Source organism: Maribacter aquivivus (assembly GCF_900142175.1).
GTDB lineage: Bacteria > Bacteroidota > Bacteroidia > Flavobacteriales > Flavobacteriaceae > Maribacter > Maribacter aquivivus.
In genome coordinates, this window is record NZ_FQZX01000004.1 from 91339 (window position 1) to 107397 (window position 16059).

At 35.9% G+C, this 16059-nt stretch carries 10 protein-coding genes and 1 riboswitch; of the genes, 2 read left to right on the forward strand and 8 right to left on the reverse strand.

What is annotated here, in order from left to right; genetic code table 11:
- Positions 1 to 68 precede the first annotated feature (68 nt).
- Entirely contained in the window at positions 69 to 596 is a 528-nt protein-coding gene (locus tag BUC31_RS18525; RefSeq protein WP_073247066.1) for a hypothetical protein, read from the forward strand.
- Between the two features lie 69 nt (positions 597 to 665).
- Here BUC31_RS18525 and BUC31_RS18530 read toward each other — a convergent pair whose 3' ends face one another.
- The 8 genes from BUC31_RS18530 to BUC31_RS18570 form a co-directional block, all read right to left on the reverse strand.
- On the reverse strand, positions 666 to 1838 hold the full coding sequence (locus BUC31_RS18530; RefSeq protein WP_073247068.1) for a trans-sulfuration enzyme family protein: 1173 nt from the start codon (positions 1836 to 1838) through the stop codon (positions 666 to 668).
- 36 nt (positions 1839 to 1874) lie between these two features.
- Positions 1875 to 5261, reverse strand: a complete 3387-nt coding sequence (gene thrA, locus BUC31_RS18535) for a bifunctional aspartate kinase/homoserine dehydrogenase I (protein ID WP_073247069.1) — start codon at positions 5259 to 5261, stop codon at positions 1875 to 1877.
- Between the two features lie 146 nt (positions 5262 to 5407).
- Positions 5408 to 6682, reverse strand: a complete 1275-nt coding sequence (locus tag BUC31_RS18540) for an O-acetylhomoserine aminocarboxypropyltransferase/cysteine synthase family protein (RefSeq protein WP_073247071.1) — start codon at positions 6680 to 6682, stop codon at positions 5408 to 5410.
- A 119-nt stretch (positions 6683 to 6801) separates the two neighbouring features.
- Positions 6802 to 6905, reverse strand: a riboswitch (SAM riboswitch).
- Positions 6906 to 7147: 242 nt separating this feature from the next.
- Positions 7148 to 9091: a CocE/NonD family hydrolase gene (locus BUC31_RS18545; protein ID WP_084135094.1), complete on the reverse strand. Its 1944-nt coding sequence runs from the start codon at positions 9089 to 9091 to the stop codon at positions 7148 to 7150.
- Positions 9092 to 9477: 386 nt separating this feature from the next.
- The gene (locus BUC31_RS18550) at positions 9478 to 9675 is read right to left on the reverse strand and encodes a hypothetical protein (protein ID WP_073247073.1); all 198 of its coding nucleotides are present in this window, start codon (positions 9673 to 9675) and stop codon (positions 9478 to 9480) included.
- A gap of 458 nt (positions 9676 to 10133) precedes the next feature.
- Entirely contained in the window at positions 10134 to 11390 is a 1257-nt protein-coding gene (gene metK / locus BUC31_RS18555) for a methionine adenosyltransferase (RefSeq protein WP_073247075.1), read from the reverse strand.
- A gap of 258 nt (positions 11391 to 11648) precedes the next feature.
- Positions 11649 to 14327 carry a TonB-dependent receptor gene (locus BUC31_RS18565; RefSeq protein WP_073247079.1) on the reverse strand — a complete coding sequence of 893 codons (2679 nt, stop codon included), beginning with the start codon at positions 14325 to 14327 and terminating at the stop codon, positions 11649 to 11651.
- Positions 14328 to 14366: 39 nt separating this feature from the next.
- On the reverse strand, positions 14367 to 15227 hold the full coding sequence (locus BUC31_RS18570; RefSeq protein WP_073247080.1) for a GLPGLI family protein: 861 nt from the start codon (positions 15225 to 15227) through the stop codon (positions 14367 to 14369).
- Between the two features lie 194 nt (positions 15228 to 15421).
- Here BUC31_RS18570 and BUC31_RS18575 point away from each other — a divergent pair, with 194 nt between their 5' ends.
- Complete coding sequence (locus tag BUC31_RS18575; RefSeq protein WP_073247082.1) at positions 15422 to 16036, forward strand: deoxynucleoside kinase; 615 nt, start codon at positions 15422 to 15424, stop codon at positions 16034 to 16036.
- Positions 16037 to 16059: the final 23 nt, after the last annotated feature.

The window sequence follows — 16059 nt, forward strand, 5'->3', positions numbered from 1 at the left end:
TAAAAAATATGTGTTAAATACTTGAACCAACAAAACGTCGTTATACAGTCACAACCATTAAATTAATTATGAAAAAAGTATTCTTATTATCGATTATCACAGTTTTTACTTTAGTCTTCACATCTTGTTCAAATGATGATGACGCCGTATCTAACGCAACTGAAGAAGAAGTTGTAGGTACATGGAACCTAACAGCACTTGAAGCTACCGATGGTAGATCAGACACTACTATTGAAGGAACCACAATTCCTGCTACTTTTAAAGCAGTAGGTAAAGATTTCCAAACTATTGTCACTTTTTCTGAAGACCCACAGGTAGTAACTAGCGAAGGTTCTTATACTACAGTATTAAGTACTACTATAGCAGGAGAAAATGACACACAAGAGCAAGAAGGCGAAGACTTTTTTGCATCTGAAAAATGGAGATTAGATGGCAGTACGTTATACTTCGGTTCTGGTGAGGAAGAAGTTGGCTACACTATTGTAGAACTTAATGATTCTAAAATGTCTCTTCGTTACGAGCTAAATGAAACTGTTGAATCGTTCTTTGGAACTTCTACCGTTAGTGCTACTTACAATATGACGTTAAGTAAATAATTACAACATTATTATATATAAAAATGCCCGGTACATACCGGGCATTTTTTATTTCTGCTAGTTAGATATTTATCCTAACGCTTGCGCTATATCTGCGATGATATCATCTATATGTTCTAGACCTACAGAAATTCTAACTGTTCCGTCAGAGATACCAACAGCTGCACGTTCTTCAACACTTAATTTACTATGCGTAGTTGATGCCGGGTGCGTTACTATTGTTCTTGAATCTCCCAAATTGGCAGAAAGGGACAACAGTTTAATAGAATCAAAAAACTCCCTACCTGCGTTTAATCCTCCTTTTACCTCAAAAGCTACTACACAACCACCAGCTTTCATTTGCTTAATGGCTATCTCATATTTTGGATGCGATTTTAAGAACGGATATTTCACCCAATTTATGTTTTCATGTGCTTCTAAATACTCCGCCAGTTTTAAAGCATTTTCACAATGCCTATCTACTCGTATTGCCAAAGTCTCCAAACTTTTCGATAACACCCATGCATTGAACGGTGATAAAGCGGGACCAGTTATTCTTGAAAAACGATATACCTTGTCCATCAATTCTGCACTACCCACAGTAATACCTGCTAATACTCTACCTTGACCATCCATTAGTTTTGTACCTGAATGAATGACCAAATCTGCACCAAACTTTATAGGCTGCTGCAAATAAGGCGATGCAAAACAATTATCTATTACCAGAATTAAATTATTCTTTTTCGCAATCTTACCCAACTCCTCTAAATCTAATACATCTACCCCAGGATTCGTAGGCGTCTCTGCATAGATGATTTTTGTTTTCGGAGTGATTAAACTTTCTATTTCCTCTAATGCATCTATCTTGAAATAGGTGTGGTCAATATTCCACTTTGGAAAGAAGTTGGTAAATAATGAATGTGTTGAACCAAATATACTTCTTGCTGAAAGCACATGATCACCACTATCTAACAATGCCGCTAAAGTAGAAAACACAGCCGCCATACCAGATGCAAATGCAAAGCCACTCTCTGCACCTTCCATTTGGCAAACTTTATCTATAAATTCAGTTGAATTTGGGTTCGAGTAACGTGAATATATATTCCGCTCTTTCTCCTCCGCAAAGGATGCACGCATATCTTCTGCATCTTCAAATACAAAACTAGATGTCAAATACAACGGTACAGAATGTTCCAAGTTCTCTGTTCGCTTTAATTGCGTACGTATCGCGTTGGTTTCAAATTTATTATTGTTCTTTTTCATTTCTTATTTTTTTTGGCGTTTGCTTCAACCAAACGATTACCCTTTTTCCGCTATTCTTAGAATATCTCCAAATACTCCTCTAGCTGTAACAGCTGCTCCTGCACCTGCTCCTTGAATTACTAACGGATTTTCACCGTAAGATTCCGTATAGATTTCTATGATAGAATCTGACCCTTTTACTTGCCCTAAAGCACTTTCTTTTGGAACGGATATCAATTTCACATCTAATACACCTTTTTCCTTTTGAAGATTTCCATGCAAGTCACCTACATAACGTAAAACGTGGTTAGGTTTCTGATTCTTTTTAATTTCATTGAATTTAGCATCCAACACATCTAAATTTTCTAAAAAGAAATCAACCGCTCCTTCTTGTAATTTCTTAGGGATAAGATTATCAATATTAATATCTCCAAACTCATTATGCAAATCTAGCTCACGTGCTAAAATCAACAACTTTCTACCTACATCATTGCCAGATAAATCTTCTCGTGGATCTGGCTCTGTAAAGCCTTGCTCCATTGCATCTTTTAAAATAGATGAGAATGGTAGGTCGCTTTCTGAAAAAGTATTAAAAATATAACTTAAAGAACCAGAGAACACTCCTTTAATTCTGGTTATATTTTCGCCTGATAAATGCAATAACTTAATGGTATCTATTAGTGGTAACCCTGCACCTACATTGGTTTCATACAAATATTGCTTTTGATTCTTTTGCAACTCTTCTCGTAGCAACTGATAAAAGTCGTACCGTAAGGTATTGGCTATTTTATTTGAAGACACGATATCAAAACCATGTTCTACAAACTCAAAATAGTTTGCTACAAAGTCTTTACTTGCCGTATTATCAATAACAATCAGGTTCTCTAAATGATGACGTTTTGCAAAATCAAAGACATCTTCAACTTTATACGCCTTTCCTTTTTGCTTTAGATTCGTTTTCCAGCTTTTGGTAATTCCCTTTTCATTTAACAAAATCTTTTTAGAATTCGCGATTCCAAAAACCCGTAAATCTAACTTTTTGCGATCCTTGATTGATTTGGCAGATTTCAGAATTTGGTCTATCAAAGTTCCACCAACATTTCCATGTCCAAAAACAAGAATATTTATTTTTTTACTGATTCCAAAAACCTGCCCATGCATAACGTTTACCGCCTTATGCAAATCAGATTTTTTCACCACCAAACTCACATTCTTACCTGATACCGTATTATTGAATAATAATGGCACTATCTGGTTTTTAATCAATGCATTAAATGGATTATGGAACGTACTTAAATCTTGACCTACAATCGAAATAATAGACACATCATCTATCACCGTAATCATATTCACATCTTTAGATTCAAAATCATTACTGAATTCGTTCTCTAAGGCCAATTTTGCTCTCTTAGCCTTGTCTTTCTTAACCACAAGTCCAATGCCTCTTTCCGAAGAACCTTGAGATATTATACTTACACTAATATTACTTGATTCCAGCGCCTTAAAAATTCTGGCATCTACACCTACTTTACCTAACAAGCCGCGACCTTCAATATTGATCATGGCAACATCTTCAATTACAGAAAGTGATTTAATGCCTTCTTTGCTAGATTTGGCACTTATTAATGTTCCTTCATTATCATCATTATACGTATTTAAAATACGCAGCGGAATGTTCTTTTCAATTAGCGGAATTATCGTTTTTGCATGTAGTATGGTAGCTCCAAAATTCGCTAATTCATTTGCCTCTTCATAAGAAAGATTTTCTAACTTTTTAGCTTCTGGCACATAATCAGGATTTGCAGTATATATTCCGTCAACATGTGTATAATTCTGCAATTCTTCAGCATCTAAAAAATTTGCTAAAAGTGCTGCTGAATAATTACTCCCATTTCTACCTAAAGTAGTTGTCTCTCCATCTAACGTAGATGAGATAAAACCGGTGACCACTGCTACAGTATTTTTGGGAATTTCAGCAAACTTGAGTAAAACCTGCTCTTTTGATTCTGCTTCCAATACTTTGGCATCACCAAATGTATTATCGGTCTTTATCACCTTACGGGTATCTACCAGCGCTGCATTGATACCTTTTCCTATTAATAATTTAGTAACCAACTTGGCAGAAATCAATTCACCATAAGCTAGTACCTCATCTTTAATTTTAGCACTGTAATCACCCAACAAAGAAACGCCTTCATACAACTTCGCCAAGCCTTTAAACTCTGCCGATAAATTGATATTCTTATAGGTATGCTTTTGATATTTTTCTAGAGCTACAAAGTCCGACTTATAGTCTTTTCCCTTTGCAGCTTTCTCCAACATTTCTTCTAACTGATCTGTAGCTTTTTCCCTAGCGGATAAAACAATGGCAATGTTCTCATCATTCTTTACCTTATTGGCAACAATATCTAATACACGCTCTAGCCCTTCTCCGTTGCTCAAGGACTTACCTCCAAACTTTAGAATCTTTATTTTCTTGACATTTCCGTTGGTGTTGAAAATACCACCTAGCAGTTTCTCCATTTGATCGAACTCGATCAAAAACGCATCATGACCATGTAATGACTGAACCTCTCCATAGGTAACGTTACTCTTAGCTTGCGCCAATTGCTTAAACGTATCTTTATTTTCTTGTGCGGTAAAGAACATATCAGAATCGACACCAATAATATGAATGTTGGTATCGCTATTTTGCAATTTAATGAAATTCTCATCTCCACCTCTAGTAACATCAATGGTCTTCAACAACTGGTTCATCAACTTGTAAGCCGATAATTGAAAACGCTCTTGTAGTTTATCGCCATGATGCATTAACCAGCTTTCTACATTAAAAACCTTTAGCTCTTCATTTGTACTTCTTTTGAAGCGCTCTTTGAAGGAAGCGGGAGTTCTATAGCATAACATTGCATGCATACGCGCATCATGTACAGGCTGCTTGGAGTTCACTAAAAACTGCTCTTGAATCTGACAATTGGCAATTAACCAATCGGTCGATTTCCAGTCAGATGCCACAGGTATTAAATGCTCTGTCAGTGTTGGGTGTAATGCTGCCATTTCCCAAGCAATACCGCCACCTAAAGACCCACCAATTAAAGCAAACAAACGTTCTACTTTCAACTGCTGTAATCCTAATAAGAACATTCTTGCTACATCTCCGGCAACAAAATCTTTATAGTTTTCAATAACGAATTTATCATGACCATTCCCTGGAATGTTGAATGCCAAAATGGTATATTTTTGGGTATCAATACATTTTTCATCACCAATAAGTGCAGACCACCAACCATCATCTCCGGTAACATTAGAGTTTCCCGTTAATGCATGGTTCACCAAAATAATAGGCGCTGTATGTAACTTTTTACCGAATACCTGATAAGACAATTGAATGTCTTGAGAGATCCCGCTTAAGGTCTTGTATTTTTTAATCTGTAATTGATGTAACATCTATTTCAAAATCAATTTATGGCTTGGCTTCGACTTTGCTCAGCCACCAGCACTAGTATTTTATTATCAAATAATCGGTCACTTGAGCTTTACTCAGCAACCGATTGTTTAGTCTTTTTTGCTTATACCTTGTTCAGTAATCTAAATTAAAGACTAGCAAATGCCTGTTCTAAATCGGCTTTTAAATCTTCAATATCTTCTAGACCAACAGACAAACGAATTAAATCTTGACCTACACCTGCACTTTCTTGCTGCTCTGCAGTTAATTGTTGGTGCGTTGTACTTGCTGGGTGAATGATTAATGACTTCGTATCTCCAATATTAGCTAACAAAGAAAATATCTTCGTAGCATCGGTTACTTTTTTAGCAGCTTCAAATCCGCCATTAACGCCAAAGGTAACTAATCCGCTTTGTCCTTTTGGCAAGTATTCTTTAGCTAATGCGTTGTACTTGTTGCTCTTAAGCCCTGGATAGTTTACCCATTCCACTTCTTTTCTACCCTCTAACCAAGTTGCTAATTCTAATGCGTTTGCACTGTGTTGCTTAATACGAACTGGCAAGGTTTCTAAACCTTGTATAATTTGAAATGCGTTAAACGGACTCAATGCTCCGCCAAAATCACGTAAGCCTTCTAAAATTAATCTAAAGGTAAACGCTGCAGCTCCTAATGCTTCGCTATATACTAGACCGTGGTAACCTGCAGATGGCTCCGTAAATTCCGGGAATTTTCCGTTAGTCCAGTCAAACGTACCTGCGTCAATAATAGCACCTCCTAAAGAAGTTCCTTGTCCGCCAATGTACTTTGTCAATGAATGAATTACCAAGTTTGCTCCGTGCTCAATTGGGTTTAACAATGACGGAGTAGCAACTGTATTATCCACTATAAATGGAACACCTGCCGCTTTAGATTCTTTTGAAATTCCTTTCAAATCCAACACATCTAATTTCGGATTCCCTAAAGACTCCACAAAGAATGCTCTTGTATTGTCTTGTACCGCTTTTCCAAAATTTTCAGGATCTGATGCATCTACGAATGTTGTTGTGATTCCGAATCTTGGTAAGGTTACGTTCAATAAGTTAAACGTACCACCATACAAACTGCTTGATGCCACAATGTGATCACCTGCTTTTAATAATGTCAATAAACCAGTTGAGATTGCAGCTGTACCCGATGCAAATACTACCGCACCAATACCACCCTCTACAGCAGCTAATCTATCTTGTAAAATTTGATTCGTCGGATTGTTTAAACGTGTGTAAATAAAACCTAGTTCTTTTAAAGAAAATAAGTTTGCCGCATGGTCTGTATCGTTAAATACATACGATGATGTCTGATAAATAGGCACTGCCCTTGTACCACCGTTGGTAGTTGTGTCGTGACCTGCGTGTAATGCGTTTGTTGCTAATTTGTAGTTACTCATGATTTTGTTGTTTTTAAAAATTGTTTAAATAATTAAAAAGCTCAACCTCGACCTGCAAAAATTGCGGGTAGGTAAAATCAAAAAGTTATAAGAAAGTAATATCGATAAAAAATCGATTACTGTTATCCATCCCCTAAGGGTAGAATGTAGCACCTTCTTTGTATGGAACAAAGGGTTGCTAAGGTTTCAAAGGGTCTAATCCCTCCACCTTTCTTGATAACTATTCAATAAGTGTGTGAACTTTGAGCTACAAATATTGGGCAGAAGATTTTAAAAACCTAGTATTTTATGAAAAATATATAATTTGAGGTTTTGTTGTTAGTTTTCTGTGGGATTTCAGGTTGATAAAAAATGTTTACCTAAAAGGTTCTCGATACACTCTTGACCTACGAAAAATAGGTCAAAAGCACTCGAACTAGCAATACGTTAATATACTTTTTAATAAATTATTACTTTGATGCCCCGCTACTCCAACACAGAAAACTCAATACTAGAATCTGTAAATACCGTATGGGTTTGAGTTTTAAAATCTGATTCATCTGCTTCAAAGATATTATCTACATAAGTCTGAGGATTTAAATCTATCAACGGAAACCACGTGCTCTGTAATTGCACCTGTAACTTGTGCCCTTTTTTAATAGTATGAAAAACATCTTGCAGCTTTATGTTTACTTCTGTCTTTTGATTCGCTACAAATGGCTCTGGATTGGCAAAGCTATTTCTAAATCTACCTCTAAGCACCTCACTACGTACCATTAAATGGTAGTTGCTCATTTTTAAGTGGTCTTGCATACCTTCATAGGCTGGTTCATCTGCCGGGTGTACGTCAATAATTTTTACAATCCAATCTGCCGCGGTACCCGTAGTGGCTACTTTTAGTTTTGCTAGAATATCTCCGGCTAGGGTCATATCATTTTCCATCACTTCGGTTTCAAAAACCAAAACATCACCACGGCGAGCAGCAAAACGCTGATCATCTGTCATGTATTTTCTTGGTGTAAATACCGTTTTAATATCTTCTGAATACGGGACTGGTTTTTTAATATCACTAATGAATTTTACTTCCTCTATTGCTTTTGGCTCGGTAGTCAGTTCTTGATTTGCAGATAAGTACATATCTTTTTTAACTACACCTTCTGGTGGCCAAGTATCATAGGTCTTCCAATCTTTACGACCAGTATCAAAAACATAAGCTTCCGGAAGTCCGCTATTTTTATCTCCGTTTCCTTTTAAGAAATGATCAAAGAATTTAGTTTCTATATTCTCTTGAAAAAACTCAGAAATTCCATCCCCAAAGTAATAGTTACCAACAATGTTCTGCCCCTTTCTTCTTGCCCATCCGCCGTGATCCCACGGTCCAAAAACCAAAGTGTTGTAATTATCGGCATTGTACTTTTCAATATTCTTGTAGGTTTCTAAGGGTCCGTATAAATCTTCGGCATCGAACTCTCCAGCAACAACCATTGTTGCCACGCTAGACTTTACATTTTTTAAATGCTGAATTAATCCCTTACTCTGCCACATTTCATCATAATTAGGATGCTCTTTTAGCTCGTTCCAGAAATAATCATCGGTTACACCTTCTTTTGCCATACGTGGCGTATCTGTAGTTTCATATTCAAAGAAGCGATCTAAATTTTTCAACGGACCTTCATCTAAAAAGAATTGGTATTGATCTTCTGTAGGTAAATCTGGTAGTGTATACCATGCCGTATCTATAGGTTTATCACCATCGGGTCTAGGAGTACCAAATAATGACGTTGCTCTAAAATAGCTTAACAAATACGCTCCGTTATGGTGAAAATCATCAAAAAAGAAATCGGCTATACTCGCCTGTGGCGATGCTGCCTTTAATGCTGGGTGTGCATCTACAACGGCATAGGTTGAATAGTACCCAGGATACGAAATTCCCCAAATACCTACATTACCGTTATTGTTTTCTACATTGTTTACCAGCCAGTCTATCGTATCATACGTATCTGAACTTTCGTCGATATCTTGATCTGTTTTTTTATTGGGCTTGTAAGCACGCATATTTTCATAATGCCCTTCGCTTAACCAACGACCACGAACATCTTGGTATACCACAATGTAGCCATCTTGCATCATGTGAATATTGGGTGCTATTTTAGTTTTGAAATTACCTTCTCCGTAGGGCTGCGAACTATAGGGAGTTCGTTGCATGATGATCGGGTATTCTGTTGAAGTATCTTTTGGCGAATACACCGTAGTGTGCAATTTGATGCCGTCTCGCATGGTGATATCGACTTCTTTCTTCGTGTAGTTATCCGCTACATAAGTTTCGGAGACTTCGGCATCTGCCACTTTAGGTGCTGTTTTTCTACAGGAAATAATTAGTGTAGAAAGAAAAATTAGGGTAAAAAGGTGTTTGATGGTAAACTTTGGCATGTCTTAAGAGTTTGAAGTCTTAAATCTAAGAAAGTTTACTCGATTTTTGAAGGTTTATAGATAGGTAGACACAGGAAAATGTTGTCTTATTTGAATACCTGTGTAGAAGTGTGCCAAATTGCGTTATAGCACAGTAACTTTGCATTACCAATTAATAGGCAGGCTCAATAGAATTTAAAAATAAATGGTGTAGTGTAGAAAGGAAAAATACTTCATAAATGCTATCAGAAGCAAGCATTTATGAAGCAATTGCGAACAAGATTATATCATGAACAACTTTCTTACAAGCATAAGTATGCCCGTAAAAAAATCACCTTTATATTCTTGAACAGTAGTTTCTTGGAGTAGTTGTTTTTTCATATGGTTAGTGTTTAGCGGGATGGAATTTAATCAGAAAAAGGAATTAATGCAACTGTTTTTTCAGATTTTTCCAAATCTAAGTCCGCGCTGATTTCTACGGCACGGCACTCTTTTTTAGATGCATCAAGAACAACAAATTCAGAGATAAGATCTGTATCTTTTGAGCAAGATTGTAATACTATGCAAGCTAAAATGACTAGCACAATTCTGTGGGGTAATGACATGGCATTCGTAGGTTAAGTTATTACTTTAATAGGTTTTTTATAGATGTTATACCTTTAAACAGTGTTGATAACAAGCTGACATTTGGGACTTCAACCTGTACTTGACGATGTGCGTATTTCGTTTGCACTACAACTATGTATTTCATCTTTTGTAGGTGGCGAGATTTGGGATTCTCTAATTATTACATTATAAATATATGTAATCTTTTTCCTACAAAATAGATTTTGTGGTCAAAACAGACTTTCTTGTTGTGAAGAGGTGTTAATTGGCTTGTGAGGTAATTATAAGGCAAAAAAAATGCCCCGTGAAACACGAAGCATTTTATATACTTAATTCTATTTGAGAAAACATATTAATTTGATTTCACCCTTTAAGTAGTTGATAATCAAAATGTAAACAATAACAAAGTATTCATCTCCATTATAAATACATAGCTTCGTTGCAGTAGCAGTAACGTCTATAAATTAAATGCTGTCTTTATCTCTGCTACTTTATCTAACTTCTCCCAAGTAAATAATTCCACTTCTTTTTCAATACGACCGTTATATGGTGATTCAAAAACTTTAGTAACAGTTATTGGCTGCTTACCCATGTGTCCGTATGCAGCGGTTTCTAAGTAAATTGGGTTTCTTAATTTTAAGCGATCTTCAATAGCAAAAGGTCTCATATCAAATAACTGCGCTACTTTCTTTGCAATGTCACCATCGCTCAATCCTACTTTTGATGTACCGTAGGTATCTACATAAATAGATGTAGGTTCTACAACACCAATAGCATAACTAACTTGTACCAAAATTTCAGTTGCCACACCTGCAGCTACCAAATTCTTTGCTGCATGACGCGCTGCATAAGCTGCACTACGGTCTACTTTACTTGGATCTTTACCACTAAAAGCACCACCACCGTGAGCTCCTTTACCACCGTAAGTATCAACAATAATCTTTCTACCTGTTAAACCGGTATCGCCATGCGGACCACCTATTACAAACTTACCTGTTGGGTTAATATGATACTTGATCTGATCATCAAACAATTTCTGAGTATCTGCTGGTAATTGTGCCTTTACTCTAGGAATTAAAATGGAAATAATATCAGACTTAATCTTCGCCAACATCTTTTCATCATCTGCATCAAAAGCATCGTGCTGTGTAGAAACTACAATAGTATCTATACGTATTGGCTCATTGGCATCTGAATATTCTATAGTAACCTGTGCTTTAGCATCTGGTCTTAGATAATCAATCTCTTTATTTTCTCGACGCATTTCTGCTAATGTATGCAGAATTTTGTGCGAGATATCTAAAGCTAAAGGCATGTAGTTTTCTGTCTCACTAGTTGCGTAACCAAACATCATACCTTGATCACCGGCACCCTGCTCTTCTTTTGAACCACGGTCTACACCTTGGCTAATATCTTGAGACTGCTCATGTATCAAAGAAATAACACCGCAAGAATCTCCGCTGAACTGGTATTCTCCTTTTGTATATCCTATTTTATTAATGACTTCACGGGCAATGTTCTGAACATCTAAATAGGTATCACTTTTAACTTCTCCTGCTAATACTACTTGACCAGTAGTTACTAATGTCTCACAAGCAACTTTACTTTCTGGATCAAAGGCAAGAAAATTATCTAATAACGCGTCACTGATTTGATCCGCAACTTTGTCCGGATGTCCTTCACTAACAGATTCTGATGTAAATAAATATGGCATAACAATCTTTTTTTTTCAAAGGATTTGAAGGAATGCCGAAAAGAAGTGTGATGCGAAGCGATATCAACATCAACTGCTTTAGCATTTTTTTCGCTTTATACCCTAAGGCTAAAACAGAGGTTGCAATCAGTCAAATCCCTCCTCACTTTTTTAATTCAGATGCAAAAATAGAAAAAATGTTCTGTTCAATTCTTAATATGATGTTATTTATTGACTCAATTAAAAGATTTGATAATTCTAACCCTTAATTTTCAATTTTTAAAGATCATATTTTACAGATAACAACACATAGCGCGGCTGCACAAAATAGGCTTGTGTGCTAAAAAATAGTTCATTTGTACTGTCTCTATTTAATGTTGTGGTGTTCAGTAAATTGGTTCCTTTTATACCATATTCCCAACGACTATCTTTTTGCTGATACGTGAGGGTAGCTTCTAGAAAACTATAGCTATTTGATATGGTATCTTCCTCATCCGAATAATTATAATAATCATATTCTACGTTGAAAATAAAGCTCTTTAAAAAACTGGTATCAAAACGAGCGTATGGCCTACTCGTGAAAAATGTTGTTTCTAAATCGCCATTTTCATAATTATTTACGGTGTACCTATACCCTAATTCTAAATTTGGTGCATCTTTAAAATTGGTAGATAAAGCAGTTGTATAATTCTGTGTCAATGAATTTGAGGTTCGCTGCACATTATCTACAAGGTTGTTGGTAGTAGACCAACCTAAATTACCTTGTACAGATGCTTTTATCTTACCAAATGTACGTTCGTATTTTCCGCTTGCCGTTAACGACTCATCTTCAAAATTAGAATTGATGGTACTACTTACTCTATTAATACCAATGATATCAACGCCACTTTTTAAAGCATCTATTCTTTTGGTGTACGCTATGTTAGCAAAAATGTTAGTGAAATTGAACATATTAAAGCTGAAGAAATTTAGCGAAACATTATGGTTGAGCGCACTCTCTAAATCGCGATTTCCACTATACAGCGAATTGTAATTGTTTAACACATAACCTTGCGCAAAATTACTTACATCTGTAAACGAACGTGTTACACGATAATTAAAACGAAGGTTCTCTGATTTCTTTAGTTGTGCGTTTATATATAGGTCAGGCAACAACGAAGTCAAATTATCTTCTACTACAGTACCTAACTGCTCATTCTTTACATTAAACTGATGCAAGGTAACTCCCGGATTGAAAGTAAAAATCCCTGAAATAACTTTATAATGTAAGCCCGCATAAACATCAGACACATGAAAGCCAACTTCATTATCAAACTCATCGCCGTTCATATTTAAAACATCATCATTATCTAATATCTGAAAAATGTTAGAATTGAAATTTTGATTGCTTTGTGTAGTACCTAAGGTTAGATTAAGGTTACTCTTTGTGCCAAGAACTCTGTAATAATCTACTTTGGCATCGACCTTATTGGTTACCACATTTTTAGCCTGATTGATATTATATAAATTCTGATTTTCATCTACTGGAAAAATATCTACAAAGGCAAACTCGTTACGGATCGCTTCATAGAAAGGATCCTCATCTTGATATAAATATTGCGCTTCTACCGCAAAAATGTTCTTCTCATTTAAGGTGTAATAGATATTTAAATTCTGATTTATAGATAACGGCTTCTGCTTTTTTACCTCTGCAATTTGATCGGTAATAGAAGATATAGAAAGTACATCTACCTCTTCATTATCATCTGACTGTTTTAGTAGTGCATCAAAATCTAATTGAAAATCTTCATTAGGCTTATACTTGGCACTCAATTTTGCCAAACCTAAATGTATTGTCTGATCTGTATTCGTGGTAGTACTTTCCACATCATTACTGGCAATATATGATGTGGTTCCTTCAGATTTCATGAGCGTACCGGTGTATGAGTAAATTCCGAATCCGCTTAGATCCAAACCATCCATAGGGGCATAACTAAAATTAGCTGCTGCGAATTTGGTATCAATATCATTTGCCCTATTATTCTGTGCCGAAGAAAGTCCCAACGCATCTGCACCTGTAGAAATGGAGCTTCCTCCTCTAGAATTCAAATTTCGGAACCCGCCTGTAAAATTTCTATAATCGTTACGTGTAAAAGGAACTTCACCTATATTATTTAGATCGGTGATAATATTTATGCTGTATTTAGGACTGTAGTAAAATAACTTCGGGTGCGCTAAATACCTATCTTCAGGACCATAACCTGCTGTTAACTCTCCGAACCAAAAATTCTTTTTACCTTCTTTCAGCTTTATATTCAAAGCCACATTGTCATCGTCATTAGTAAGTCCTTTCATTTGCGACACCTCATTGAAATTACGCAATACCTCTACTTTACTTAAGGCATTTGCTGGAATATTCTCTACCGCCAACTTCGTATCACCATCGAAAAAATCTTTACCTTCTACCATAATCTTACTTACGGTCTTACCCTCTACCTCTATTTGGCCATCATCGTTTATTTCAATTCCCGGTAGGTTTTCTAACACATCTTTTAGTTTCTTTTCAGTACCCGATACAAACGAATCGGTATCGTAAACTATAGTATCTCCTTTTACAGAAACGGGCATTTCATAAGTAACATCTACTTCATCTAATTGCGCCGCTTGCTCTTGCATTACAATATCTTTGACAGCATCATTTTCACCAGCTGTAAATGTGAACGATTCTGGTTTAAAACCGAGATAACTTATTTTAACCGTGTATTGCTGACCAGATTTTAGCTTCAGCTTAAATAGCCCCGCATGATTGGTTATTCCATAAGATTCTAACCCTTGCGTAGCAGTATTTATAGCAATTACATTAGCCATATCAACACCAATACCTAGGCTGTCTTTGACAGTACCTGATAATGATATTTCTTGAGCTGAGCTGATGGCAACCACCAATAATAGCAGGGTTATAAGTACTTTATTTTTCATGTGATAACTATAAAAAAGAATGAATTATGAAGTACTATTTTAGTTTGGTCTACCGCCACCACGACCACCTCTGTTTCTGAAATTCTCTCGCATTTCTTTCATCTTCTCTTGAGAGATTTCATCATACTCAGCTTGCGTTACCTTTTTACCTTTGCTGGGTGCTTTTATTTCTATTTTCTCTGACGGATTCATGGTAATTTCAGAGCAAACAATAGTCGTTATATCATCGTTCACAGCTAATATTAATCCTGGAAGCCCCCAGTATAATCCCGGACCTTGATTTATTGGAATTTCAGGTGTATACCATGCTACAATTTCAACTTCTTTTATAACAAACTCTTCTCCTTTTTTCTCGTCATCATTATTGTCTTCTCCCCTGCCCGGTCTTCTGAAAATCGCACTCATATTAGGGCGCTTTATCGTTTTTGTAGCAGTTGCTTTGAATGCGGTATAATTACCAATTTTCTTAGATTCGCTACCCATTTTCCACTCTAATGACTCTAATTCATCATCTATCAAGAAAATTTTACCTAACAGCTCATTCTTGACCAAATACCGCTGATCTTTTATATTTTTATATAAATCGCCATCTGTACCCGTCATTGCACCAAATCTAGGACCACGACCTCCACCACCTCTTTCACCTGGCTGCTCCAGTTTTTCTTCTTCCTCATAAATAGATGCTGTTTGATTGAAGTTGAGAACAAAGGTCTTCTCATTTGCCCTTTTTATTCGCTCCATCATTTCTTTTTTTCTATCCTCAGGAATGTTTCTGTTCCCAAAATCGAAATTCACCTGTGTTTTACTCTGGTATACTGCTTTACCTTGAAAATCTTGCGCTTGCATGGTAACGCCCATAAAAACCATTATAAAACCTATAAACCAATAATATTTTCCCATGTCCCAAAATTAAATTCCGTAGTATGACACCTTTTTTTGCTTTTGGTTTAATCAATTTCTGTTAATAAATGAATTGAGGCAATTATTTTTATACCATACAACAAATATGTTTTTACTTCCTATAGTTATCTTGTATCTTGTACCATCGAACTTTGTTTGAAAAAAAGAACACAACCATTAATTAATTTAATTCTATGCACATAGCAGTTGCCGGAAATATCGGTGCCGGAAAAACAACCCTAACTAGATTACTTTCAAAACATTATAAATGGGAAGCTCATTATGAAGATGTTGTTGAGAACCCATATTTAGATGATTTTTACAATCAGATGGAACGCTGGAGTTTTAACCTTCAGATATACTTTTTAAATAGTAGATACAGACAAATTCTTCAAATTAAAGAAAGTGGTAAAGAAATAATTCAGGATAGAACTATTTATGAGGATGCACATATTTTTGCACCCAATTTACATGCTATGGGTCTTATGACCAATAGAGATTTTCAAAACTATTCTAGTTTATTTGATTTGATGGAGACCTTAGTTGACCCGCCAGATCTTTTAATTTACTTACGTAGCTCTATCCCTAATTTAGTGAAGCAAATTCATAAGAGAGGTAGAGAATATGAAAATACGATTTCAATTGACTATTTAAGCCGATTGAATGAACGTTACGAAGCTTGGATTCATGGATATGAAAAAGGAAACTTATTGATCATAGATGTAGACGATTTAGATTTTGTAGACAACCCTGAAGATTTAGGTAGTATACTTAACAAAATTGACGCTCAAATTAACGGTCTATTTTAGGTTCACTTTCGAAAAGCCCGAAA